Origin of the sequence: Paraburkholderia sp. (genome assembly GCF_024281035.1) — a bacterium.
Lineage (GTDB): Bacteria > Pseudomonadota > Gammaproteobacteria > Burkholderiales > Burkholderiaceae > Paraburkholderia.
Genome location: NZ_JAMXLH010000008.1, coordinates 1 through 22,433 on the forward strand (window position 1 = coordinate 1; position 22,433 = coordinate 22,433).

At 61.6% G+C, this 22,433-nt stretch carries 25 protein-coding genes, 2 tRNA genes and 1 pseudogene; 5 read left to right on the forward strand and 23 right to left on the reverse strand.

What is annotated here, in order from left to right; genetic code table 11:
- Positions 1-188: pseudogene (locus Q0L30_RS01795) on the forward strand (ABC transporter ATP-binding protein); the annotation flags it as partial.
- A 108-nt stretch (positions 189-296) separates the two neighbouring features.
- Here the strand turns inward: Q0L30_RS01795 and Q0L30_RS01800 are convergent.
- The 3 genes from Q0L30_RS01800 to Q0L30_RS01810 form a co-directional block, all read right to left on the reverse strand.
- The gene (locus Q0L30_RS01800) at positions 297-773 is read right to left on the reverse strand and encodes a GNAT family acetyltransferase (protein ID WP_296650393.1); all 477 of its coding nucleotides are present in this window, start codon (positions 771-773) and stop codon (positions 297-299) included.
- Positions 774-792: 19 nt separating this feature from the next.
- Positions 793-1,977, reverse strand: coding sequence for an acetylornithine transaminase (locus Q0L30_RS01805; RefSeq protein ID WP_296650396.1), 1,185 nt, complete (start codon positions 1,975-1,977; stop codon positions 793-795).
- Positions 1,978-2,290: 313 nt separating this feature from the next.
- Positions 2,291-3,322 carry a CDP-6-deoxy-delta-3,4-glucoseen reductase gene (locus Q0L30_RS01810; RefSeq protein WP_296650398.1) on the reverse strand — a complete coding sequence of 344 codons (1,032 nt, stop codon included), beginning with the start codon at positions 3,320-3,322 and terminating at the stop codon, positions 2,291-2,293.
- 75 nt (positions 3,323-3,397) lie between these two features.
- Between Q0L30_RS01810 and Q0L30_RS01815 the strand changes: the two genes are divergently transcribed.
- A complete protein-coding gene (locus Q0L30_RS01815) occupies positions 3,398-4,531 on the forward strand; it encodes an NAD-dependent epimerase/dehydratase family protein (protein WP_296650401.1) in 1,134 nt (377 codons plus the stop codon).
- A gap of 34 nt (positions 4,532-4,565) precedes the next feature.
- Here the strand turns inward: Q0L30_RS01815 and Q0L30_RS01820 are convergent, their stop codons facing one another.
- The 17 genes from Q0L30_RS01820 to hemN form a co-directional block, all read right to left on the reverse strand.
- Positions 4,566-4,754 (reverse strand): hypothetical protein, encoded by a 189-nt coding sequence (locus tag Q0L30_RS01820; RefSeq protein WP_296650403.1) that lies wholly within the window; start codon positions 4,752-4,754, stop codon positions 4,566-4,568.
- A gap of 220 nt (positions 4,755-4,974) precedes the next feature.
- Positions 4,975-5,679, reverse strand: coding sequence for a pseudouridine synthase (locus Q0L30_RS01825; RefSeq protein ID WP_296650406.1), 705 nt, complete (start codon positions 5,677-5,679; stop codon positions 4,975-4,977).
- 433 nt (positions 5,680-6,112) lie between these two features.
- Positions 6,113-6,442, reverse strand: a complete 330-nt coding sequence (locus tag Q0L30_RS01830; RefSeq protein ID WP_296650408.1) for a hypothetical protein — start codon at positions 6,440-6,442, stop codon at positions 6,113-6,115.
- 1,038 nt (positions 6,443-7,480) lie between these two features.
- Positions 7,481-8,029 carry a DUF6680 family protein gene (locus Q0L30_RS01835; protein ID WP_296650411.1) on the reverse strand — a complete coding sequence of 183 codons (549 nt, stop codon included), beginning with the start codon at positions 8,027-8,029 and terminating at the stop codon, positions 7,481-7,483.
- A 438-nt stretch (positions 8,030-8,467) separates the two neighbouring features.
- Positions 8,468-9,661 (reverse strand): PIN domain-containing protein, encoded by a 1,194-nt coding sequence (locus Q0L30_RS01840; RefSeq protein WP_296650412.1) that lies wholly within the window; start codon positions 9,659-9,661, stop codon positions 8,468-8,470.
- A gap of 601 nt (positions 9,662-10,262) precedes the next feature.
- The gene (locus Q0L30_RS01845; RefSeq protein ID WP_296650414.1) at positions 10,263-11,519 is read right to left on the reverse strand and encodes a phage major capsid protein; all 1,257 of its coding nucleotides are present in this window, start codon (positions 11,517-11,519) and stop codon (positions 10,263-10,265) included.
- Between the two features lie 117 nt (positions 11,520-11,636).
- Complete coding sequence (locus Q0L30_RS01850) at positions 11,637-11,894, reverse strand: hypothetical protein (RefSeq protein WP_296650416.1); 258 nt, start codon at positions 11,892-11,894, stop codon at positions 11,637-11,639.
- Positions 11,895-11,965: 71 nt separating this feature from the next.
- Positions 11,966-12,178, reverse strand: coding sequence for a hypothetical protein (locus tag Q0L30_RS01855; protein ID WP_296650419.1), 213 nt, complete (start codon positions 12,176-12,178; stop codon positions 11,966-11,968).
- Complete coding sequence (locus tag Q0L30_RS01860) at positions 12,175-12,615, reverse strand: hypothetical protein (RefSeq protein WP_296650423.1); 441 nt, start codon at positions 12,613-12,615, stop codon at positions 12,175-12,177. Before Q0L30_RS01860 ends, Q0L30_RS01855 begins: the two co-directional genes overlap by 4 nt.
- A complete protein-coding gene (locus tag Q0L30_RS01865) occupies positions 12,612-13,949 on the reverse strand; it encodes an AAA family ATPase (RefSeq protein ID WP_296650426.1) in 1,338 nt (445 codons plus the stop codon). Before Q0L30_RS01865 ends, Q0L30_RS01860 begins: the two co-directional genes overlap by 4 nt.
- Positions 13,946-14,125: a hypothetical protein gene (locus Q0L30_RS01870; RefSeq protein WP_296650428.1), complete on the reverse strand. Its 180-nt coding sequence runs from the start codon at positions 14,123-14,125 to the stop codon at positions 13,946-13,948. The genes Q0L30_RS01865 and Q0L30_RS01870 overlap by 4 nt, the downstream gene beginning before the upstream one ends.
- Positions 14,126-14,351: 226 nt before the next feature.
- On the reverse strand, positions 14,352-14,615 hold the full coding sequence (locus Q0L30_RS01875) for an XRE family transcriptional regulator (protein WP_296650431.1): 264 nt from the start codon (positions 14,613-14,615) through the stop codon (positions 14,352-14,354).
- A 144-nt stretch (positions 14,616-14,759) separates the two neighbouring features.
- Entirely contained in the window at positions 14,760-15,077 is a 318-nt protein-coding gene (locus Q0L30_RS01880; RefSeq protein WP_296650433.1) for a transcriptional coactivator p15/PC4 family protein, read from the reverse strand.
- Between the two features lie 3 nt (positions 15,078-15,080).
- Positions 15,081-15,284: an AlpA family transcriptional regulator gene (locus Q0L30_RS01885; RefSeq protein ID WP_296650436.1), complete on the reverse strand. Its 204-nt coding sequence runs from the start codon at positions 15,282-15,284 to the stop codon at positions 15,081-15,083.
- A 302-nt stretch (positions 15,285-15,586) separates the two neighbouring features.
- Positions 15,587-16,792, reverse strand: coding sequence for an integrase arm-type DNA-binding domain-containing protein (locus Q0L30_RS01890; protein ID WP_296650438.1), 1,206 nt, complete (start codon positions 16,790-16,792; stop codon positions 15,587-15,589).
- A gap of 191 nt (positions 16,793-16,983) precedes the next feature.
- Positions 16,984-17,068: transfer RNA gene (locus tag Q0L30_RS01895), tRNA-Leu, on the reverse strand.
- A 104-nt stretch (positions 17,069-17,172) separates the two neighbouring features.
- Positions 17,173-18,558 (reverse strand): oxygen-independent coproporphyrinogen III oxidase, encoded by a 1,386-nt coding sequence (hemN, locus tag Q0L30_RS01900; RefSeq protein ID WP_296650440.1) that lies wholly within the window; start codon positions 18,556-18,558, stop codon positions 17,173-17,175.
- 210 nt (positions 18,559-18,768) lie between these two features.
- On the opposite strand from hemN, the gene Q0L30_RS01905 reads away from it, so the two are divergent.
- The 3 genes from Q0L30_RS01905 to Q0L30_RS01915 all read left to right on the forward strand — a co-directional run bounded on the left by Q0L30_RS01905 (position 18,769) and on the right by Q0L30_RS01915 (position 20,643).
- On the forward strand, positions 18,769-19,071 hold the full coding sequence (locus tag Q0L30_RS01905) for a YkgJ family cysteine cluster protein (RefSeq protein ID WP_296650441.1): 303 nt from the start codon (positions 18,769-18,771) through the stop codon (positions 19,069-19,071).
- A gap of 55 nt (positions 19,072-19,126) precedes the next feature.
- Entirely contained in the window at positions 19,127-19,714 is a 588-nt protein-coding gene (locus tag Q0L30_RS01910) for a DUF1439 domain-containing protein (RefSeq protein WP_296650443.1), read from the forward strand.
- Positions 19,715-19,794: 80 nt separating this feature from the next.
- Positions 19,795-20,643, forward strand: coding sequence for an undecaprenyl-diphosphate phosphatase (locus Q0L30_RS01915; protein WP_296650444.1), 849 nt, complete (start codon positions 19,795-19,797; stop codon positions 20,641-20,643).
- A 57-nt stretch (positions 20,644-20,700) separates the two neighbouring features.
- Here Q0L30_RS01915 and trmB read toward each other — a convergent pair whose 3' ends face one another.
- The 3 genes from trmB to Q0L30_RS01930 form a co-directional block, all read right to left on the reverse strand.
- Complete coding sequence (trmB, locus tag Q0L30_RS01920; RefSeq protein ID WP_296650447.1) at positions 20,701-21,516, reverse strand: tRNA (guanosine(46)-N7)-methyltransferase TrmB; 816 nt, start codon at positions 21,514-21,516, stop codon at positions 20,701-20,703.
- A 276-nt stretch (positions 21,517-21,792) separates the two neighbouring features.
- Positions 21,793-22,002, reverse strand: coding sequence for a hypothetical protein (locus Q0L30_RS01925; RefSeq protein ID WP_296650449.1), 210 nt, complete (start codon positions 22,000-22,002; stop codon positions 21,793-21,795).
- A gap of 208 nt (positions 22,003-22,210) precedes the next feature.
- Positions 22,211-22,285 (reverse strand) — tRNA-Gly (locus Q0L30_RS01930).
- Positions 22,286-22,433 lie beyond the last annotated feature (148 nt).

Consider the following 22,433-nt stretch of genomic DNA (forward strand, 5'->3'; position numbering starts at 1 on the left):
TCTTCGAAGTCGTGCGCACGATCTCGCAGGAGGGCATCACGGTGCTGCTGGTCGAGCAGAACGCGCGACTCGCGCTGCAGGCGGCGCACCGCGGTTACGTGATGGATTCGGGTCTCGTCACGATGGAAGGCGACGCGAAGCAGATGCTCGACGATCCGAAGGTGCGGGCCGCCTACCTGGGCGAATAACGCATCTGTCGACGTTGTAAATGCAAAGCCGCATTGGGCCTCGCGCCCATGCGGCTTTTTTTCATCGGTGCGCGGTGCGCGCGCTATGCGTTGGTGGGCGTGGCCGCCTCAAGGCTCCAGCCGCTTGCCGAGGCTCACGACGGCATCGGCGCGATAGCCGAGCGACGCGTAGAACGCGAGCACCTCGGCCTTGTCGTGCAACACCTGCAGGTTGAGCTTCGGGCAGCCGCGCGCGAGCAGCGCGGCTTCGGCGTGCTGCACGAGCCGCGTGCCGATGCCGAGCCGCCGCGCGCCGGGATCGACGGCGAGCGAGTACAGCCAGCCGCGATGGCCGTCGTAGCCCGCCATGACCGTGCCGACGATCGCGCCGCTTTCGTCGCTTTTGTCGCGTTCGGTGCTTTCGTCACCGTCACCGCGCGTAGCGACGAAGAACAGTTCCGGCTGCGTGCCGAGCTTGTTCTCGATCGACAGGCGCGGGTTGCGGTGAGGCCGGCTCGTGTCCTGATACTCGGGAAACGCCTGCATCCAGAGGCCGATCACCGCATCGGCATCGCCGGGTGAGAAGGGGCGGATCGTGACGGTCATCGGGCGCGGCCTCCCTGGCTTACAGCGAGTCCAGCACCGAGCGCAGCATCGCCATCATCTGGTCGATCTCTTCGTTCGTCACGTTGAGCGCGGGCATGAAGCGCAGCAGATTCGGGCGCGCGGCGTTGAGCAGCAGTCCGTCCGGCTGCATGACGCGCGCCTTTTCGACGATCTGCGGGCCGATATCCTTGCCGAGTAGCAGCGCGCGCAGCAGACCTTCGCCGCGCTCGCCTTCGAACCCGCGCTCCGCCGAAAGTTCGAGCAGTTTTTCACGCAGATATTGGCCGCGTGCGCGCACACCTTCGAGGAAACCGGGCGCAACCAGTTGCGAGATCACCGAATAGCCGACGGCCGTCATCAGCGGATTGCCGTTGTAGGTGCCGCCCTGATCGCCGGCTTCGAATACGCAGGCGTCGTTCTTCGCGAGCAGGGCCGCGAGCGGCACGCCACCGCCGATGCCCTTGCCGAGCGTCATGATGTCCGGCTCGATGTCCGAGAGTTCATGGGCGAACAGCGTGCCCGCGCGGCCGCAGCCGCTTTGCACTTCGTCGACGATCAGCAGGATACCGTGCTTTTTCGTGAGCGCGCGCAATTGCTGCATGAATTCGCGCGTTGCAGGGATCACGCCGCCTTCGCCCTGGATCGGTTCGAGCATCACGGCGACGGTCTTGCGCGTGACGAGCTTTTCGACCGATGCGATGTCGTTCAGGTCCGCCTTCGGAAAACCCGGCACCTGCGGCGCGTAGATCGTGTCCCAGCCGGCCTTGCCGCTCGCCGACATCGTCGCGATCGTGCGGCCGTGGAAGCTGTGATCGAACGTGATGACTTCGTACGCACCGTCGCGATGCTTCTTGCCCCACTTGCGCGCGAGCTTGATTGCGCCTTCGTTGGCTTCCGCGCCGCTATTGGCGAAGAACACCTTGTCGAAGCAACTATGTTCGGTGAGCAGGCCCGCGAGCTGTGCCATCGGTGCGTTGTAGAACGCCGGCGACGGATTGATGAGCAGGCGCGACTGCTTGTCGAGCGCTTCGATCATGCCTTCGTTGCAATGCCCGAGGCTATTGACGGCCCAGCCCTGAATAAAGTCGAGATAGCGCTTGCCTTCGTTGTCGTAGAGCCACGACCCCTTGCCGTGCGTGAAGACGATTTCGGGCCGGTTGGTGATGTACATCAGCGACTCGATCGGGTACTCGGAAAAATTCATGGCAGCGGGCTCCGCGCTCAGGACAGGAAACAGGGTTGGGAAAGCAGCCGCGGCGAAGCGGCGAGAAAAAACGAAAAGCCACGGCTGAGCGTGGCTTTTGCGATTCGAACTACATGCGCGTGAAAGTGAGACGCGCGTCCGCGATCAAGCCAGACCCAGCGAAGGGGGCGAGCGTCGACGTCGCAGAGCGGACTGGATGTGGTTCATGGGCGCAAGAATACGATATGCGCGACGGCGCTGTAAACCGTCAATTTGCGGGCGGCCGAAGAAATATTCGTGACGGCCGCCGCGCAAATCGGGCTGCAGGCGAGCTTCAGACCGGATTGGCGAGGTCCGCGGCGCTCGTGAACGAATCCGCGAAGAATTCGTTTTCCGGCAGGCCGTGGTGCTGCGAGAAGTCGCGCTGCGCCGATTCGACCATGACGGGCGCGCCGCACGCGTAGACCTGATAGCCGGACAGATCCGGCAGATCGTCGATCACCGCGCGGTGCACGAAACCCGTGCGGCCGGTCCACGCGTCGCTCGCCGCGGGCTCGGAGAGCACCGGCACGAAGCGGAAGTTCGGAACGTCCTTCGCCCACTGTTCGGCGAGATCCATCAGGTACAGATCCTTCTTCTCGCGCGCGCCCCAATAGAGCGTCATCGGGCGCTCCAGCTTCTGGTGAATGGCGTGCTCGACGATCGCCTTGATCGGTGCGAAGCCGGTGCCGGAGGCGAGCAGCACGATCGGCTTGTCCGAGTCCTCGCGCAGGAAGAAGGTGCCGAGCGGCGCCTCGAAGCGCAGGATGTCGCGCACCTTCAGCTGCTTGAACACGTGGTCGGTGAACGTGCCGCCCGGCATGTGGCGGATGTGCAGTTCGAGCGGTCCGTCCTCGTGCGGTGCGCTCGCCATCGAGTAGCTGCGGCGCGTGCCGTCCTTGAGGATGAATTCGAGGTACTGGCCCGCGAGGTACTGCAGACGCTCGTTTGCGGGCAGTTGCAGCTTCAGGACGATGACGTCGTCGGCTTTGTGCTCGATATCGGCGATTCGCGTGGGCAGCTTGCGCACCTGCACGTCGCCGACGCCCGCCACTTCGCGGATATCGATCTGGAGGTCCGACTGCGCGGTCGCGCAGCAGAAGAGGGCCATGCCGCGCGTCTTCTCGTCGTTCGAGAGCGCCGATGCGGCGTGCGCGCCTTGCTCGATTTCGCCGTTGACGACCGAGCCCTTGCACGAGCCGCACGCGCCGTTCTTGCAGCCGTACGGCAGACCGATGCCCTGACGCAGGGCGGCGTTGAGAACGGATTCGTCCGGCTCGACCTGGAATTGTCGGCCGCTTTGCTTGAGCGTTACGTTGAAAGCCATATTCGAGTAAAGGGTGAGTCCTGGATTCCTGAGGGCCGCCGCCTGCCTGCGCCGACGGCTTAAAATGGGTCCACCATGATTGCTACACGAACCTTGCGCCGTGCGCGCATCCTGATCGTCGGTTGCGGCGACGTCGGCTTGCGCTGTGCGGCGCTATTGCATTCCCCGCGCGTGTTCGCGCTCACGAGCCAGCCGGCGCGCGTTGCGCCGCTACGCGAAGCGGGCACGATACCGGTGCTCGGCAACCTCGACGTGCGTGCGAGTCTTGCGCGCCTCGCGGGGCTTGCGCCCGTGGTGCTGCATCTCGCGCCGCCCGAAACGTCCGGTGAAGACGACATGCGCACGCGCCGGCTGATTGCAGCGCTGAGCGCACGCCGCCGCTCGGCGGCGCGACCGGCCGGTACAGGCACGCACCTGCTTCGCGCCGATGCGGCCATGACGCTGCGGCCAGGGCTGCGCGGGGCGGCAAGGCCGTACGACACGGTCTCGAAGGCCCGAATGCGCGCAACCGCCGCGTCGTTCGTGCCCTCCAGCGCATGCGTGACGCGCGTGCCGGGATGCGGCAAAGCGAGGCATATTGTATCTGAGCACCCTGTCGGACGTGTGCCTCTTCACGCTGGCCGGCTACGGCTCGTTTACGCGAGTACGACGGGCGTGTATGGCGACTGCCAGGGCGCGCGAATCGACGAGACGCGCCCGGTGCGGCCCGCCAACGCGCGCGCGAAGCGTCGCGTGGCAGCCGAGCGGCTGCTGCGCCGGGCGACTGCGCGCGGTGCGCTCGTTGCCACGATCGCGCGTATTCCGGGTATCTACGCGGCCAATCGCCTGCCGCTTGCGCGGCTTGCGAAGGGCACACCCGCACTTGTCGAAGGCGACGACGTCTACACGAGCCATATCCACGCCGACGATCTCGCCGCGATCATGGTGCGGCTTGCGACGCATGGCCGGGCGTCGCGCGTGATTCACGCGTGCGACGACAGCGAGCTGAAGATGGGAGCGTGGTTCGATCGCGTCGCGGACACGTTCGGTGTGGCACGCGCGCCGCGCGTGAGCCGCGCCGAGGCCGAGCAAAGGCTCGATCCGGTGCTGCTTTCGTTCATGCGGGAATCGCGCCGGCTTGCGAATGACCGGCTCAAGCGCGAGTTGCGAATGCGGCTGCGCTATCGGACTGTCGACGACTTTCTGCGCACGCTGCCACCGCACCCTTGAGAGTGGGCGCGGCGGCATGGCGCAAGCGTGCCGTTCACGTGATTGCCGGCAGCGCCTCGAGCAGGAGGAAGCAGAGCAAGGCGCCGATGAGGGCACCGATCAGGTTCGGTTGATATTGATGCCGCCAATACATCGAAGCGGCCAGAGCGCCGATCAAAACCATCCCGAACACTACAAACGCCATCAACAGAGCGGGGATTTGGAATGTGCCGTTAATGATCATGCCGCCCCTCCTTGCATCGCTTGTAATCATTGTTTAAACGAGTATAGGGCGGAACGTCAGGAAGGGCATGCTGCAGCGCGGTGTAGATGACCGCTGTCCGTGCGTGATGGTGCCGCACTTCACGGTGCGGCGGCGGGGTGCAGTGCGCAAGGGCTTAGCTGCTTTTCAGCCGCTTCTCGCCCGTTTCTTATCCGCTTCTCAGTCGCTTTTCATCCTCTTCTTAGGTGGTACGCAGTGCGTCGATCTGGGCCGCGTCGAGCCATTGCCAGGTGCCCGGTGCCAGATCCGCAGGCAAGGCAAGGCCGCCGATGCGCTCGCGATGGAGCGCTTCGACACGGTTGCCCGCCGCCGCGACCATGCGCTTGACCTGGTGATACTTGCCTTCGAGCACCGTGAGTTCCAGCTCGCGTTCGCTGCGTGCGCGCGCCGCGACAGCCGCGATGGGCTCGCGTTCGCCGTGCAGGAGGACGCCGCTGCGCAGCGCGTCGAGCTGCGTGTCGTCGAGTGCGTGACGGGTCGTCGCGACGTACACCTTGGGCACCTTGCGCTTGGGTGACGTGAACGCGTGGACGAACTGGCCATCGTCGGACAGTAGCAGCAGGCCGGTCGTGTCCTGGTCGAGCCGCCCGACGCACTGGACGCCGCGCGTCGCGAACTGCTCCGGCAGCAGATGAAACACGCTCAGATGGTGCTGCGGGTCGCGCGAGCATTCATAGCCCTCGGGCTTGTTCAGGACGAGGTACGCGCGCTCGTGAAACGGCCAGACCTCGCCATCGACGCTGAACGTGAGCTCTGCGGTGTCGAATGACGCGAGCGGATCGGTGCAGGGCACGCCCGCGACGGCGACGCGCGCATCGGCGACGAGCGCCCGACACTGTCGACGCGAGCCGAAACCCTGGGAGAAGAGAATGCTTTCGAGATTCATGAAGACCGGCAGACGACGTCAAACCGCTGCATTCTAACCGGCTCGGCTGCTGTGACGCTGTGCGCGATGTTTCTCGTGTATGGCTGCGATTTTCCGAATCTCGACTTCCACTTGCAATACGCGGCCGGCGTGCGCGCCGGGCGCACGCTATTGGCGCATAGCAAGCGCAAGTCGGCTTTATCTTCAGTTTCGTTCTGCTGAATAACGGATGAACCGGATTCGTTGCGATGGAGACGCGCGGGCCGCGGGAAAACGGCGCGGAAACGGCTGCATTGCCGCGATGCCCGCTCAATGCCCGTTGTTGTCCCTCGATGCCACCGGCTGTCGACGCCCTTGGCCGGACGTCGCCGGAAATAAAAAACCCGCGAAGCCTTGTGCTGTCGCGGGTTTCTATGCTTCACCGGAACTTACCGGAAAATTCTTTGGTGCTCTATTAAGCCGTCGGGGCGTCGTATTCCAAGATTGCCGTTCCGGAACCGTTGCATTGACTCGAACACACTGCCGCAATCTTCGCGGCGCCGGACGGAGGCCAGTACCAATTGACACTGCCACCCGGGTACAAGGTCAGAGGGAGGAAATTGATCCCGTCATCCATCGGATTACCACTATCGTCCAAGCCCACAACGAACAGCGTACAGGAACCCGAATTGGCTGGATTGCCGAGCCCCCATTTCACCTGCCAAGGCGTATCAACAAGAATCACCAGGTTATCTTTGCTCCCTGGGCAGGGAACAGTAACACTCGCCCTAAAGGTGCTGCTCATGTCGTAATCTCCACAATCGCCAAAGCGCCCGTGAAAACCCGTCGTGTTGCGGGTTGCGCCGCAGTGCTCTCAGTCACGTGTGCTTTCGGGGCGCTGGTGCGCCGCGTGGCTGACTGATACAGGCGGGAGCACACCGGTGAGATCGCGCTGCCGATGATCCGCATTGTGAGGGTTCACAAAACGCGGGCCCCCTAAGCCCGAGAGCCGATCCAGAGTGCGAGCCCACGGATGCCGAACGTAGCGACGAGCAAGATTGCGATTCCCTCAAGGACCGACCACTGCGCATGAAACAGTGCGGCCACAATCGCGACAGGAACGATCCCAATGCCTGCCATCAACAATCCGATGGACAGCGACAATCCCCCAAAGTGAGACCGTCACGACTAGCGAAGCCATCCACAAGATAGCGCCGAAGACGAACGAAGCGACCAATAGCCCAACCGCTGAATACGTTCGCGTCCTGCGGAAGATTGCTAATGGACCGAGGATGATGATGCAAACGAGGAGGGTAAGCAGGAATGCGGGTCGAAGCCATGGCGCTAAAAGAAAGCAGACGCGTGTTAGGCCGAAGATAAAGATCAGTGGGACAAGCAGGGATGTAGCTAGGAGCAGGAGCACGCCAAACCCCATCCCCACCACCTTGACCTTTCGAGTCATGTTCACGTTGGTCTCCACACCGCGGGTGCGCCGCCCACACTAGAACGCTTGCTCAGTTGGACGGATTATAGAGCGAAACAAGGCGAGCGATGCCGCAGCGTGCGGGTGCAGGTGCAGACAGAAAGGAGAAGCGGATGAGACATCTGCATTCGTTGATTCCCTGACGCAAGCGCTCCCTCCCGTGGATCACGCGCAGGTGGTCGGCCTCGTACGCAGCGCAGCCAGTTCATGCGCGCGCAACTTCGAAGATTCGTCGCACAGACTTCGCTACGCGTATACGGTCGAGCACCTTCAGTGGATGAGGGCGGTCGGCGTTTCGCGACGAGAAGCGGCCGCAGGCGTCTCGATGTGGCTCTCTTGGTGATGTTTGGTCGCCATTGATTACCGCTGGCGCTGGACTGCGTTAGCTTGTTGGTTCTGCTGACCCTGCGGCTGCGTAACACCTTTCAGCCAAATCGGGAATTCCTTTTCGCCTAAACGCATTTCGTGGAAGAAATCCAGAAGTTCACCCTGCCGCGATTCCTTGTGCGCCCAGCCTTGAGGTGCATAGCCGCCCTTGAACAGATCAAGCGCAGGCATGTCGAATTTCAAAACCTTCGCCATTTCGAATAGGAGTTCAGCCAAGCGCCGTTCTTTTGTCTCGCCCCAAGCAGCCTGATCCTCTTGCGCGCGCACATCATTCAGATGACCCAGATACGACTTCCATGCAGCCTCGACATTCTTACACTTGTAGAAATCGACTTCGATCAAATTGAGCGCGTTCACATGGTCATTTGATATTCCGATTCTTCGAGTGGCCATGAGCGTTCGGAACACCCAAAATCGACGGTTGTACTTCTGCGTTCGCGCGTCACGCGCGAACGTGATGAGCAGGGCGGCTATCGGCCCGAAGAATGTAGCGAGGACAACGGCCCACGTATCCGCGTGCATGGCGATTCCTTCTTGTGTTTGGGAATTGCCGCAGATTGTACCGAATTGAACGAAGCCCCCAGGACCGGGGAGCCAGCCGTTTACGCACGCAACCTTAGCCGCTTGCGGACTCTCTGTGGGGAGTAAGGCGCCGCCCTACTGCACGCGCATACGGGCTTTTCCGGTAGGAAAAGCACCTTCCGCAGAAATTGCGGAAAAGCTGCGAAGTCTGGAGAGGTACGGCCTAAGTCTGGAGGCGCAAAGCCGAGACTGACGCCTTTAGAATGAATTTCTTGTAATTTTTGGTGCTCGGGCCGGAATGAAATACCGGCCTTAGCGCCAGTGCTGGCAGGGAATTCTTGCTTTGGCACTTAAAATGTGCCCCCATAAGTGCCCCCAAGCCTGCTGAATGCGAATCCGTAACGTGCTAGGGCACCGCTTCACGCACGCGAATGTACATCATTGAGCAGCATTTGACGCAGCTGCCGTAACGAAATCAATCGCGTCAATGGTCGCATGCGTGAGCGTTCTATGACGCGAAAACGTCGCACTCCAGCGAATGGAGATCTTGTCCTTCTCCCCCTTAGGATATTGCTTCCATTCTCCCGCCGCTGGAGTCTGAAGCCATCCCAAAAGGCCAAGCGTCGAGACTTGCTGATTGGCAACCGGCTGACCGTCGGGGGACAAATTTGCCAGCGACGCAAGCTGATTAACTGGCGTATCTTGCGACACATTCGCCGCTGGAACCCAATATCGGAACCCGGATTCGACTGCATATACCGATTCGAAATGGACTCGCCCGCCATTCTTCGATGCAAGTCGAGGGTTCCAAATTTCGTGCCCGATGAAGACATACTCAAATCCCATGGGAACCTGCTTCAGTCGTTCTCCGAATTGGACCATGATTTTTTCGTATAGCTCCTCCCTCTTCCAAAGGCACCTAGGGTCGACCGGGTTTCCCCCGGGATAGAACAACCGCTGCGCGCTCTGCTCGATAAGCGCCTGAGTGTTCTCGTCGACATTCGCAACGCGAAGCTGAATCTCATCGTCCAACGCCTTTAGATCATCTACGACACGCGCTCTGTTCCCCTGAACTCCGCGAGACTCGATGTATTGCTTGATCAGGCGATCGTTGGAGACCAACACTGCTGTATCGCCGCCGACTAGATCCGTCGCCAACTGGACGAAAGTCTCGCAAACCACCGCGTCACGGAATCCTTTCTCAGTCTGCCCCCGCTCAAAGGGAGGCTCGCGAAAGCAAGCACGACGCATCACATCGGCCCAATCCACACGCCCCGTGTCGCAAGGCACGACTTCGATACGTTGCGCAGTCAACTCCTCTGTAATGCGCGCAGCAATACGCTGCTCCACGGCCTCCTGGGTAATTCCCCATTCTTGTCCAAACAGACTTTCTGCCCTGGTCACGTGCGAACTAATGCCGCGATATTCATTTCGCATCTGATACTCACGCTCGCCGCGCACGATCTCTGGAATCACCCATCGGACGCCCAAGTCCCCGTGATTCGAATGTTGAGCTATCACATCCCTCGTGGCTTGACTGACGAGCGCGTCAAACTCTTTGTTGAAGATGGCATTAGTATCGAAAACTACGCTAAGAACCCTGCGCCTGCGTGGCCTGCCCCGAGCTGCCATTTCGTCCCCCGCGATAGGTAATGGTGGAGATGATTTTAGGGGCCTTTTGACGCCAGCCACAACGGCAAAGGCTACCTGAACCCAATGAGAAACGGGCTGCGCGGATTGCTCCGGCGGCCCGTCCTGTCAGTGCCTTGGGGGGTGACGGCGAGCACAGCTCGACGGAACCCAATCACGGACTGCACGGGTTTTTGTATGCAGGACACTCCGCGCTTGTCCTGTCCGGAATTCCCCTTGCGAGACCCGTCCGGCCCCGGGGGGGAAACTCTGTTAAAGGCCGTTGCGTGGCGGGAAGTCAAAAATGGCGAGCAAACTGCCCTCAAAGCCTTATCTGGCGAGGCTTTCAGTGAGAATCGCCTATTGGCTGCGATTAACATCGCTTTAGCAGCATGTTAACGAGACGAAAACCCGCCAAAGCCCCGTTGGACGGGATTTTTAGCCCGTTGTTAACATCGGCGTTAACACTTTTCAAAAACGGGATTTTTTCTGCGCGTGCGGGAGCGGTCGGTCTTTCGGATTGTGAAGTGCCATACATTTCACCCCCCCTGCCCCTGCCGTCGCGTACCAGCACGCGGACGGCATGAGGGGAGATCAACCCGCGTTAGCTCGTCACGCCTTCAATCACCGTGATTGCTTGCGGGTAGTTCGCCACCACGTCGAAACGTGCGTGAGCGATGAACGCGAGTTGACCGTTCGAACCCGGCAACTCCGGCAACAGGCGCACGTTGAAGTTTTCGCGCATCACGAATTGAACCGTGTTGAAGTTGCCGATAAACGCCAGCGACTCGTCAGCGCCATCGCCCAAGTTGGTGGGAACGCCAGTGGACGGTCGGCGCACCACGCCATCCAGCAGAGCCGGAGCGTTGAGCGGTTGGCCAAGCGTATCGACCAAACCAGCAAGGCCGGTCAGCGTGCGCGGAGCCATGATGATCGACGTAGGCGCGGGTGCGTCCGCGTCCAGTTGCGCTTGATACGCGGCCAGCATGTCGGCATACGCGAACGCGGAGCCGGTTTGCTTGATCTTTTGTACGTTCTTCATTCCGTACAGGCCCAACGGCTCGGGAGCCGTACCGGAGCCAACCAGCGCGGCGCGGTCGAATGCCTTGGCGAACGCTTGCGCGATCGCTTGGCGCACGGCGCGGTCCATATCCACGGCATCGGCCAGCAATTCACGGCTGATCGGCACCACGATTGCGAGCGAACGCGGCGTGGCCGTCACGGGGCGGAAAGTCGGCCCGCCGGTTGCCAGCGGGTCATTCTCGTTGCGCCATGCCGGTTTCGGCAGTTGATCCACAGCCGGAATGGTCACACTCTTTGCAGCGCCAAGCGGCAGGATGCTCGCGCCAGCGGCCAGCACCGCCGATGCTCTCACCATCGCATCCAGAATCGTGGGCATCACCACGTCCGGCACCGCGTAGCCGCCATCGGTGCCCACGCCTTCCGACAGAGCCGCGCGCACGCCCTCGCTCACGCCCGACATACCAGCAGCGCCGCGAATGAAGTCCGCAATACCGAAATTGGCACGCGGGCCGAACGCGCCACCAGCCGATGCTTGAATGCGTTGGCTATAGAACGCGCCGATTTGCGAGCCACGGAGGCCGGTCGATGCGTGGACGGGCTGTTCTTCTCGCGTCTGTGCGGCGCTCGCGGTTGGGTCACCCATTTTCATTGCTGCCAGCCGCACGGCATGAGAATCGAGCTCTGCCATGATCGCGGCGCGTTCTTCGTCATTCTTTTTCTTGAAATCAGCGAAAGCCGTGTTGAGACCATTAATCACCGCCGCGATGTCAGGGGTGCCACCTTGAGCATAGACAGCTTGAATGCCGCGCGGAACTTGATTCGAGTTAGTTGCTTGCATACGACGCTTTATAAAGTGAATTTAGGAACGCGGTATCGCACAGGAATACCGCCTTATGCATCGTCCCAATGTAGCGATGACGCATACATTAGGATTCTTTTTAAAAACTAGGAGTGCTTAGTGAGTAATGATATCAGGCCATACTCCACACACTTCCGCTGACTCTCCCGCCGCATCTACGACGCTGATAACCGTCTCCAGCACGCCGCCAGCCATCGCACAACTGCGCAACTCGATCTTGCCGCCAGAATTCAGCACGAGCGAGCATCCCGCGTAGTTCTGCGGATTCTCGACGCGCAATTGATCGAACGCGGCTTGAAGCAGGTTCTTCACGGCGCGCTGATACTCGGCAATGGTCTTTTCGGTTGTATTCACCGGCCAAATCTCCAATTACGGGAATTGCTATGTTTTCCCAGTGTTTTGCTATGTGTTTGGCGGTACGAGAATTACTCGCCGGAGTCGTTTCCCGCATTACTGACGCGCTTATCTTCGTTTGCAGCCTCTCCGAAGCGCTGCCCCACCTGATCTAGACCGCCGAATACCACGGCATTCGCATACGGAACCGGGCGCTGTCGCTTGCCGTGTGCGCTGTGTTTTCCGCTACCGCTGTTTCTCACGGTCGCTTGATGCCCGGTTTGGGTCTCTTCGGTTGTGTTCATCGGTCAAATCTCCATGTGCGTTTCTCGGCGGCTGCGCGTGCCGCTGCTGCTGCGGTGGCCTCCGTCAATTTTTCTTTGAAGTGGTGCAGGTTCGGCAGGAGGTCAGCGAGCGGGCCGCGCACGGCGCGCGTCAGCACATCGTCGCGGTCTTCGTCCGGCCAGCTCCCCATGTCCGCCAGCCGCTCGATGATTCCGACCAGCTCCGTTCGCATGCGTTGGACGTCGTCGGCACCGAGGTAGGGTGCCCACGGCCAGAACTCACCAATGGCGCGCTCGGCGCTTTGTAGGTAGGCGAGAATTTCGGCCTTGTGCGGTGCGAGCTTCGGGCGCAGCGCTTTCATGGCTTCTGCGTTGCCGCTTAGCTTGACCTTGTCGCCATCCAGATACAGGCGAACGCCAGCGGCTTTGGCTTCGGCGAAAAGTGATTGGACGTTCACAGTTCCTCCGCCGGTTCGCTGTCGCCAGATGCAGATAAATTTTGCGAAGGTGACACTCCCTTTGCGTTGGCATCTTCGGCGCGTGACCCAAAATCGACCGCCCGCAAACCCGCGTGGTTACGGAAGATGCCACGCTCTCCCGAAGATGCCACCGTATAGAGAGTGGCATCTTCGGTGGCACGTTCGGGGCTTGGCATCTTCGGCAGCGCCCATTGCCAACCTTCTTTCATGCCGACCTTGCGTTTCTCGACGTTGAGGGCGTCCGCCGCTCGGTGCATCGTTCGCCATGCAAAACCGGCTTCGTCTGCATCCTTGCGAATCTGTTTCGAGGAAACCGGGCCATCGGAAAGCAGCCCCTCCAGAAACTCAGCAGCCTCCATTCGCTCGCTCTTGGCTTCGTCGTCTTGATGTTCAACTTCGCCAAGGATTTCGCGAGCGGAGCCGTCGATAAGTTCGCCCCACACGACACGGCTGGCCTGTATGCCGTTCGCGTCCGCCAGTTCAAGCGTGTAGCTCACACCGCCTTCGTCCGGTGCGATATTCGATTTTGCGCGGGCCAGAATCCTTCGCTCGGCGGCCTCATCCTTGCCAGCCACCAGCACCATCCGGGCCAGTGCAACGAACGCTTGCGAGCCGATGACGCGCTCAGCGGGCGAACTGCCCTTGGTGCCCTTCGCAAAGTGGCTGATTCCGAGCACGGCGCACCGATGGCTTGCCGCCATGTCTACCAGCGCTTGCAGGTTGCGCCGCACATCATTGACGCGGTGCGCGTCTCCCGATACGGCGGAAACAATCGGATCGACAATCAGCATTGCCGCGCCACCCATTTCCGAGAGGCGTTCCGCCAGCAGCGGAATATCGTTGGACGGGTCGAATGGCTGCATTTCGCCGTTTGCGTCGGTGCTGCCCGTTACGATATGGATTCGATCCATATCCGCGCCTGCCGCCATCAAGCGCGGCACAATCGTATCGGCGGGATTGTCTTCACCCGACCAGACCAGGACGTTTCCCGTGCGGTTGCAGACCGTTCCGTCCGGCCACTTACCTCCGTGCGAGATCGTCGCGGCAAGGGCGAGCGCGAGCGTTGTCTTGCCAGTGCCCGGTGAGCCTGCCAGGAGCGTCAATTTCCCTTCGGGTAGCCAGTCCGGCCACAGCCAGCGAATTGCCTCCGGGACAATGTCCGATGCGCGTGTGAGCAGGACTTTGGGGCGCGCGGTCGTGTCTGGTTTGGAAAAAAACTCCGCGCGCACCTGTGCGACGCGTTGACGATCCTTTGCCGCCTCGTTCACCACGAGCGCTTCGTCAATGTCGAAATCGTCGAGATACGTGGTCACAGGCGTCCCTCCGTCGCTTGTTGCGTCATCCACTGCTTGGCCAGCGCGACGATATATGCCGTTACCCATTCGTCGTGCTTCTTCCATTCAGCGTCGCCCATTGCGATACGGCTGCGGTCGCGGTCACGTTCGATCATTTGGCTCACGCGAGCCTTGATTGCTTGGCCCTTGCTCATGCGTTATCTCGTAAGGACAACTTATCGCCGTGAATACGCCGAAATCCGCAGGGTGCTTTCGTGGTAGCTCCTTCGAGGGGTGCGAGTGCGGCCAGCGCGAGCAGGGCGTCCGCCAGCACGTCGAGGGCGTCGATGTAGGTCGGTGCGAGTGCCGCGTCGCGGAGCGCGCGATTGACGACTTCGGGGAGGGCTTGCGGGGCGCTGCGGGTTGCCGCGCCCGCGAGGGTTACGGCGCTTCCAGTTCTATCGTTGCGCCCAATTCGCGCATTGCCGATAGCACTTGTTCGATTGTTTCCGGGCTGAGCTTCAGACGGGCCATCGCAAAGAACAGCGTTGATGCGCTCACTGACCGAATGTCCGCCCCCCCGGTGTATGAGCGCCAATGCCGTCCGCTCGATAGGCCAAACAATTCCGCCATCTGCACGCTGGAGAATCCCAGCGCATCTTTGAGTCGTTGCAGGCTCTCCGGTGTGGGTGGTGTGTAATTCATGGGATGAGCGAGCGCACACGCCCGCAATAAAAATTGCGTTCACGGATGGATTCCTTCTCGGAGTTATGGCCACGCGGGCGCGCGTCCAAGTGAGATGATTATTAGGCACATTGTGCCTATGCGTCAACATAGAAGTAGAGGGCATTAGTTCGCCCCCAGCTGTTCGGACGAGCGCGCCGCAAGCGAAAGCCCGCGCATCAGCTCTGCCGCCAGCGTCGGTTTGATCATGATGCCCTTGCTCGACGGGCGGTATTCGCCGCCCTCTGCCGCGTACCAGACGCGAATGTCGATGTAGGTGTTGCCCCGGTATTCCTTCACATCCACGCGCAGACGCTCGCGCCGGTTCTTCACTGTGTCGAGAAAGCGCACCAGATGGCCGGAATCGGTGTTAACATCTGCGCCGGTCGTCGGGGTCGTGAGCGTGTCAGCGCCACGGCCCCTTTCATTTTGGGTCGTCGTCATCGCTTAGACCCCTGCGTTAGATGCACGCGTGACCTGCTCGCGAGCCTCAAGCCATGCATCAATGTCCGCCGCCCGCCAGCCGACAGAGCGCACGCCAAGACGGACCGGCGCGGGAAATGCGCCATCCTTGATCCACTGGTAGATAGTCGTCTTGCCGACGCCGATTGCGCCGATAACGCCGGAGAGACGCAGAATTTTCACCGCCATGTTCGAACCCCATAGGTGTAACCGATATTGCCGGACGATGTCTCATTAGCACCGGTCCGGCCCTGTTGATAAAACTGTCGGCGCGTCCAATGGAGCGCTGTGCAGTTCATCTGGGTTCACATCATGAGAGTTCATAAACCAGTGCCAGAGCACGCACATGGTCCGCGTAGAGCAACCTAACCTTTTGTTTTAAATGGATTAAATTTGTCGATGGCGCGTCAATTCGAGGTATTTGCAGGAATTCGAGGTGTTTATGGAAAGTGTAAATATTTATTACAGGAGACGTGTGGCTTCTTCACATTTCACCTTATCGGGACGATTTCCGCACCGATCCTCAGGCGGTTGAGGTAATCCGCCCACTGCTGCATCATCGCGCGGCGCTCTTTGATGAATCGTGTCCGGTTGTACGCACCACCAAGGTTATCCGGCACGACGTGCGCGAGCTGGTGCTCGATCACCTCTGGTTTCTGTTCCAGTTCTTCGTGCAGGATCGTTCGCGCCATCGCTCGAAAGCCGTGGCCTGTGATTTCGGTTCGCGTGTCGTAGCCGAGACGACGCAGGGCAGCGTTGATCGCCGCTTCGCTCATTGGTCGATTTCGGTCACGAGCGCCCGGGAAAACGTAGCGGCCAGCTCCAGTCAGAGCGTGCAGCTCTCGGAGAATCGCGACAGCTTGAGTAGCAAGCGGCACCAGATGGTCTGTTTTCGTTTTTGAGACGCGATACCGCCAGTCACCTCGATCTAGGTCAAAGTGCTCCCACTCGGCCGTGCGCAGCTCTCCGGGGCGTACAAAGAGCATGGGCGCGAGGCGGAGTGCGCACAGCACGGGAAACGTGCCGGTGAACCCATCAAATGCACGCAACATTTCGCCGACCTTTGCGGGTTCGATAATTGAGGCGAAGTGCGTTGTCTGCGACGGAGGGATAGCGCCCAACAAATCGCGAGCGGGGTCCGTCTTGCACACGCCCTCCTTGATGCCATGCCGGAAGACGCGGCTTATCTCCCCCCGTAGCCGGTGAGCGGTAAAGCGAGCGCCCCGGCTATCGACGCGTTTCAGGACGTCCAGAATCTCCGGTGCCTCGATTTCGGCGATAGGGCGCTTGCCTAGCCATGGGAAGGCGTCATTTTTGAACCGAGCGAGTGTCTTCTCGTGCTGCGCTGGCTCGACATACGATTTCCGCTCTTCCATCCACGCAAGGGCGACGGCCTCAAATGTGTTGATCGCGCTGAGCCGCGCCGCGCGCCTGTCCGCTTTCTTGGCTTCTCCCGGATCGGTGCCTGCCGCTAGCAGTTCGCGAGCGGCATCACGTTTCTTGCGCGCGGCGGCTAGTCCTACGTCGGGGTAGACGCCCAATGCGAGACGCTTCTCTTTGCCGTCAAAGCGGTACTTGAGCCGCCAATACTTGCCCCCAGCCGGGGCGATTTCGAGGTACATGCCCCCACCATCAGCAAGGCGGTAAGCCTTGTCGCGCGGGGCTGCGTTGCGGATTGCTGTGTCAGTGAGTGGCATATCGAAGGGGGCATTTGCGGGGGCATTAATCCCGCTGGGAATGGCTGTTAGGCCGTCATGCCCCCTAAAATGCCCCTTGATGCCCCCGGCTGTCAATGCTCTGTATCGAACTTCGCCGGAAACAAAAAACCCGCGAAGCCTTTAGCTGTCGCGGGTTTCAGGTCTTTTCCGGTTTTAAGCGGACTCGTAAGTGGTGCCTCGGGCCGGAATCGAACCGGCACTCCTTTCGGAACCGGATTTTGAGTCCGGCGCGTCTACCAATTTCACCACCGAGGCGTCTTCCAGACGCTATCCGCCGCCGTTGGCAGCTGATAGCGCGTGAAGTAGCCGAAGATTATGACGCAATTCGGCTCGCCCGGCAACCGGGGCAGCTACGTCGCTCAAACGGTGCGGGAGAACCGCTCCGAGCGTTGCGTGCCGAGATACTGGTCGAACACCATCGCAATATTGCGCACGAACATGCGTCCGGCCGGCAACACGTCGATGCGGTTCGTGCCGCGCGCCACGAGACCGTCCTCTTCGAACGCGCGCAGGCGCTCCAGTTCGGACGCGAACGCGGTCGCAAAACGGATGCCGTACTGCGCTTCGAACACGTCGAAACGCAGTTCGAGGTTGCACATCAGCTGGGTGATGATGCCGCGGCGCAGACGGTCCTCGGCGCTCAGTTTCACGCCGCGGACGATCGCGAGGCGTTCGTCGTTGATCGCCGCGCCGTAGCCCGGCAGATCCTTCGCGTTTTGCGCGTAGAGGTCGCCGACCTTGCCGATCGCCGAGGCGCCGAAGCCGATCAGGTCGCAGTCCGCACGCGTGCTGTAGCCCTGGAAATTGCGATGCAGCGTGCCCTGCTTCTGCGCAATCGCGAGTTCGTCGGTGGGCAGCGCGAAGTGGTCCATGCCGATGTAGACGTAGCCCGCTTCGGTCAGCTGCTCGATCACGAGCTGCAGCAGCGCGAGCCGCGTGTCCGGCGTCGGGAGCGTGTTGGCGTCCATCTGCCGCTGCATCTTGAAGAGCTGCGGCAAGTGCGCGTAGCCGAAAACGGAAAGACGATCGGGTGCGAGCAGCAGGATCGTTTCGAGCGTGCGGCGAAAGCTTGCCACCGTCTGATGCGGCAGGCCGTAGATCAGGTCGACGCTGATCGACTCGAAGCCGTTTGCACGCGCTGCGTTCATGCAGTCGACGGTCAGTTCGAGCGGCTGGATGCGGTTGACCGCGCGCTGCACGACCGGATCGAAGTCCTGCACGCCGAGGCTCATGCGGTTGAAGCCGAGCCCGCGCAGATGAGCGATCGTTGCCGGCGAAGCCTCGCGCGGATCGATCTCGATCGAATATTCGCCTTCGTCGTTCGGGAGCAGCCTGAAATGCTCGCGCGTGGCGGCCATCAGCGTGCTCATTTCCTCAGGCGAAAGGAACGTCGGCGTGCCGCCGCCCCAGTGCAGCTGCGAAACCGGACGATTCGTGTTGAAGAGCTTCGCCTGAAGTTCCACTTCGTGGATCAGCTGCTTCAGGTACGGCTTGGCGCGCCCGCGGTTCTTCGTAATGACTTTGTTGCAGCCGCAATAAAAACAGACGGTGTCGCAGAACGGAATGTGGAAGTAGAGCGAGAGGTCGGTTTCTTCGGCGCCCGGATCGGAGGCGGCACGGCGGTATTGGGCCAGATCGAAGTCGTCGCGGAACTGGAGGGCCGTGGGGTAAGACGTGTAGCGCGGACCGTTCGTACCGTATTTGGCGATCAGGTCGGGGCGGAAAATCAGGTCGGCGTCGCTCATGCAAGGGCTCTCATAGGTGGCGCGCCGTAAAATTGCTCCCTGCGCCGCACCGGACGGCACATCGGACCACAAACTTTCTGGCGCCGGTTTGATCTAGTTTAAAAGGGCACACGTTGCTCCGATTGTGTAAAAAGGTCGCATTGTGCAGTGGCACAATGCCGTCTGGTCCGTCGCACGGCGGCGGACCGGTTCAATCGCTTCAGGAAACAGATGGTCAGTTCCGCTTCCCCTTTCAACGTGCCTGGGCACGCGTGCCGCCCTGGCTGCGGCGCGTGCTGTATCGCACCCTCAATTACCGGCCCGATTCCGGGCATGCCTCACGGCAAGCCCGCGGGCGTGCGCTGCGTGCAGCTCGGCGACGATCTGCAATGCGCGATCTTCGGCTCGCCGTTGCGGCCCGCGTGCTGCGACGGACTGCAGCCGCAAGCCGACATGTGCGGCGCGTCGCGTGAGGAGGCGATTATATGGCTCACGTGGCTCGAAGCCGAGACGCAGCCGTCGCGCCAGGCCTGAATCCATTCCACATTATTATGCTGCGGCGTTGCGCCGCCCATCAGGGAGATTTCGCATGACCCACTCCGCAACGCGCGTTTCCCGGCGTGCCTTCCTCCTCGCGGCCTGCGCCACGGCGGGAACGGTCGTGTCGCTGGGCGCGTGTGCGACGGGGATCTTTCCGTTCATCCCCGATCACTACACGTTCTCGCAGCAACAGGTACAGGCCGCGGTCGAGCGCAAGTTCCCGTACCGGCGCGAGGTGCAGCAGCTCTTCGATGTTGCGCTGACGAATCCGGTGGTCGCGCTGCAGCCCGAGCGCAATCGCGTCGCGGTGCGGCTCGATGCGCGGCTCGAAAGTCCGCTCATGCAGCAGCCGGTGAGCGGCGTGTTCACGCTGTCGAGCGAACTGGCATGGGATGGCGAGCGCCGCGCCGTCGTGCTGAAGCAGCCGTCGGTCGACAGCGTCGACATGCAGGGCGCCGCCGCAGCTTATGGCCAGCAGGTCGGCGCGGTGGCGGCCCTCGCTGCGGCGCAGTTGCTCGACCACTACGCCGTCTATACGTTCAAGCCCGAGCAACTGCAGTTCGCCGGAGTCAGCTACGAACCGGGTACAATCTCGGTCCTTACAAATGGCATACGCGTGCAGATCGTCGAGAAATGAGCTGACGAAAGGCCGCTGCGCGCAGCCGTCGGCGGGCGCGTGCGTGGTCCGTCCGGCGCGAACCTTCGCGAGGAGAACGGATGGACTGGTTGATGATCTGCAAGGCCCTGATTCTGGGCGTCGTCGAAGGGCTGACTGAATTCTTGCCCGTTTCCAGCACCGGTCACCTGATCGTGGCCGGCAGCGTCCTCAAATTCGAGGGCGACTACGCGAAGAGTTTCGACGTCGTGATCCAGCTCGGCGCGATTCTCGCGGTCTGCTGGGAATTTCGCCGCAAGATCGGCAGCGTGATCGTCGGTCTGCCCGCGCGTTCCGACGCACGGCGCTTCACGTTGAACGTGATCGTCGCAACCGTGCCGGCCGTCGTGCTCGGCCTGCTGTTCGAGCGGTCGATCAAGTCGGTGCTGTTCGCGCCGCTGCCCGTCGCGCTCGCGCTCATCGCGGGCGGGATCGTCATTTTCTGGGTGGAACGGCATCAGCGCCGCAACGGCGCGCCAGTTGCGCAGACAAGCGCACGCGTGCGCTCGATCGACGAAATCTCGCCCATCGATGCGCTGAAGGTCGGCTTCGCGCAGTGCTTCGCGTTGATTCCGGGCATGTCGCGCTCCGGCTCGACGATCATCGGTGCGATGTTGTTCGGCTTCGAGCGGCGCGTCGCGACCGAATTTTCGTTTTTTCTCGCGATCCCCGTGATCTTCGGCGCGACCGTCTACGAACTGCACAAGAACTGGCACGGGCTCCCGACCGACTGGCTCGGTGTTGTCGGTGTCGGCTTCGTCGCCGCGTTCGTGAGTGCGTTTCTGTGCGTGCGCTGGCTGTTGCGCTTCGTCGCCTCGCACGATTTCACCGCATTCGCCTGGTACCGGATCGCGCTTGGCCTCGTGATTCTGTTGGCCGGTTACGGCGGCTGGCTCGGCTTCGACGCGTAAACGAAAACGGGGCGCCGTTCACTTCAGGCGCCCCGTTTTTTATCGTGTGAAGAACGATCAGTCCGCTGCGCGGCGGCGGAACACCAGGTCCCATACGCCGTGGCCGAGGCGCAGGCCGCGGCGCTCGAACTTCGTCACCGGACGATAGTCCGGGCGCGGCGCGTAGTCGGCGGCCGTATTCGCGAGCCCGGGTTCGGCGCTCAGCACCTCGAGCATCTGCTCGGCGTAGTTCTGCCAGTCGGTTGCGCAGTGCAGGTAGGCGCCCGGTTTCATGCGTGACACGAGCAGTTCCACGAACTTCGGCTGGATCAGACGGCGCTTGTGATGGCGCGCCTTGTGCCACGGATCCGGGAAGAAGATGTGGACGCCGTCGAGGCTCCCCGGCGCGATCATCTGTTCGAGTACCTCGACCGCGTCGTGCTGGATGATGCGGATGTTCGAGAGGTTGTGCTCGCCAATCAGCTTGAGCAAAGCGCCCACGCCCGGTTCATGGACCTCGACGCCGAGAAAGTCGTCGCCCGTGCGCAGCGCTGCGATTTCCGCCGTGCTCGCGCCCATCCCGAAGCCGATTTCCAGTATGCGCGGCGCGCTGCGGCCGAACACGGCATCCCAGTCGGCCTGCTCAGGCGTATACGGCACCACGAAACGCGGACCGAGTTCGTCGAGCGCGCGGCGCTGGCCCGGCGACGTGCGGCCCGCGCGCGTTACGAAGCTGCGGATGCGGCGGCGGTGCAGGACGTCGCCGGCAGCATTTTCTTGCGCTTCGTCGTGCGGTTCGTCGTGCGCTTTATCGTGCGCTTCGTCGTGCGGTTCGGCAGACGCGTCGGAGGGCAGGCAGTCGGACGGGACTGCGTCGTTCGGATCGTGAATCATGTTCGAGGATGGGAGGGTGGGGACAGCGGGTACGGCATCGAACGGCGAGCCTTGCGTTCGCTGCTGCCTGACACGGGATCGGGCACAGGCGGCGGTTGTGGCCTGCGGCGGACCGGAACTTGCGAGTCTCGCACGCGCGCCGCGCGCGAGGCGCGGCCGGTCCTGAATTCGACGCGCATTATAGCAGCGCTGGCGCATACGTCCGGCGCTGCTGCGGGTGCTTGTTCGGCGCCTGGTCGGCATTCACCGGGCGCCCGGCGAGTGCCCTTCGGGCGTTCAGTCAGCGGAAATCCAGACGTGAATATGCGCCGGGTGATGCAGCTCGAATTCGTTGATCCGGCCGGCACGAATGTCGAGCAACAGACGCTCGAGTTGGGCAGCCGTTTCGTTAAGGGGCTGGGCGTCGGCCGGAATTCGCTCGGCGGCGTGCGAGAGCAGATCGTTGCGGGCGCCCACGATCAGCGCGATGGCGCGCTTGCGAGGCATGAAAAATCGTTCCATCGATGACGGCCCCGCGGCATGCGCCAGGCGAGTCGCTCAAGAGAGGGAAATGGGGCAGGCCAGTGGGCGGTAGACGCCGGAGCAGGAACGTGCGACGGGGGAATTCAGGTCGACCTGGCGTGCCCGCGCTGCGCTCCCGCAGTGCTCCCGTTGAGGTTCCGTTTTGGTCCGTTGGGAGGCTGGCAAGCCGATGTGGAGCGGGCGATGGGAATCGAACCCACGTCTCCAGCTTGGGAAGCTGGGGTAATGGCCATTATACGACGCCCGCAGAACCCGTGATTCTACAGGGATTTTGAAGGTTTGGGCAGTGGCGTCGATTGGATGCTGGCATCGAAACTGTCACGGCTTGGAATGTTCTTGCTGTCATCGCTCGTTCTCCACGAGCGATGACAGCAGACGCGATCAACCGAACATGG

Excerpts from the sequence above, each read along its gene's own strand:
- Q0L30_RS01800 (WP_296650393.1), bottom strand. The coding sequence starts at position 773 with ATGACCGTCACGATCCGCCCCTTCTCACCCGGCGATGCCGATGCGGTG.
- Q0L30_RS01805 (WP_296650396.1), bottom strand. The coding sequence starts at position 1,977 with ATGAATTTTTCCGAGTACCCGATCGAGTCGCTGATGTACATCACCAAC.
- Q0L30_RS01810 (WP_296650398.1), bottom strand. The coding sequence starts at position 3,322 with ATGGCTTTCAACGTAACGCTCAAGCAAAGCGGCCGACAATTCCAGGTC.
- Q0L30_RS01815 (WP_296650401.1), top strand. The coding sequence starts at position 3,398 with ATGATTGCTACACGAACCTTGCGCCGTGCGCGCATCCTGATCGTCGGT.
- Q0L30_RS01820 (WP_296650403.1), bottom strand. The coding sequence starts at position 4,754 with ATGATCATTAACGGCACATTCCAAATCCCCGCTCTGTTGATGGCGTTT.
- Q0L30_RS01825 (WP_296650406.1), bottom strand. The coding sequence starts at position 5,679 with ATGAATCTCGAAAGCATTCTCTTCTCCCAGGGTTTCGGCTCGCGTCGA.
- Q0L30_RS01830 (WP_296650408.1), bottom strand. The coding sequence starts at position 6,442 with ATGAGCAGCACCTTTAGGGCGAGTGTTACTGTTCCCTGCCCAGGGAGC.
- Q0L30_RS01835 (WP_296650411.1), bottom strand. The coding sequence starts at position 8,029 with ATGCACGCGGATACGTGGGCCGTTGTCCTCGCTACATTCTTCGGGCCG.
- Q0L30_RS01840 (WP_296650412.1), bottom strand. The coding sequence starts at position 9,661 with ATGGCAGCTCGGGGCAGGCCACGCAGGCGCAGGGTTCTTAGCGTAGTT.
- Q0L30_RS01845 (WP_296650414.1), bottom strand. The coding sequence starts at position 11,519 with ATGCAAGCAACTAACTCGAATCAAGTTCCGCGCGGCATTCAAGCTGTC.
- Q0L30_RS01855 (WP_296650419.1), bottom strand. The coding sequence starts at position 12,178 with ATGAACACAACCGAAGAGACCCAAACCGGGCATCAAGCGACCGTGAGA.
- Q0L30_RS01870 (WP_296650428.1), bottom strand. The coding sequence starts at position 14,125 with ATGAGCAAGGGCCAAGCAATCAAGGCTCGCGTGAGCCAAATGATCGAA.
- Q0L30_RS01875 (WP_296650431.1), bottom strand. The coding sequence starts at position 14,615 with ATGAATTACACACCACCCACACCGGAGAGCCTGCAACGACTCAAAGAT.
- Q0L30_RS01880 (WP_296650433.1), bottom strand. The coding sequence starts at position 15,077 with ATGACGACGACCCAAAATGAAAGGGGCCGTGGCGCTGACACGCTCACG.
- Q0L30_RS01885 (WP_296650436.1), bottom strand. The coding sequence starts at position 15,284 with ATGGCGGTGAAAATTCTGCGTCTCTCCGGCGTTATCGGCGCAATCGGC.
- Q0L30_RS01890 (WP_296650438.1), bottom strand. The coding sequence starts at position 16,792 with ATGCCACTCACTGACACAGCAATCCGCAACGCAGCCCCGCGCGACAAG.
- hemN (WP_296650440.1), bottom strand. The coding sequence starts at position 18,558 with ATGAGCGACGCCGACCTGATTTTCCGCCCCGACCTGATCGCCAAATAC.
- Q0L30_RS01905 (WP_296650441.1), top strand. The coding sequence starts at position 18,769 with ATGGTCAGTTCCGCTTCCCCTTTCAACGTGCCTGGGCACGCGTGCCGC.
- Q0L30_RS01910 (WP_296650443.1), top strand. The coding sequence starts at position 19,127 with ATGACCCACTCCGCAACGCGCGTTTCCCGGCGTGCCTTCCTCCTCGCG.
- Q0L30_RS01915 (WP_296650444.1), top strand. The coding sequence starts at position 19,795 with ATGGACTGGTTGATGATCTGCAAGGCCCTGATTCTGGGCGTCGTCGAA.
- trmB (WP_296650447.1), bottom strand. The coding sequence starts at position 21,516 with ATGATTCACGATCCGAACGACGCAGTCCCGTCCGACTGCCTGCCCTCC.
- Q0L30_RS01925 (WP_296650449.1), bottom strand. The coding sequence starts at position 22,002 with ATGCCTCGCAAGCGCGCCATCGCGCTGATCGTGGGCGCCCGCAACGAT.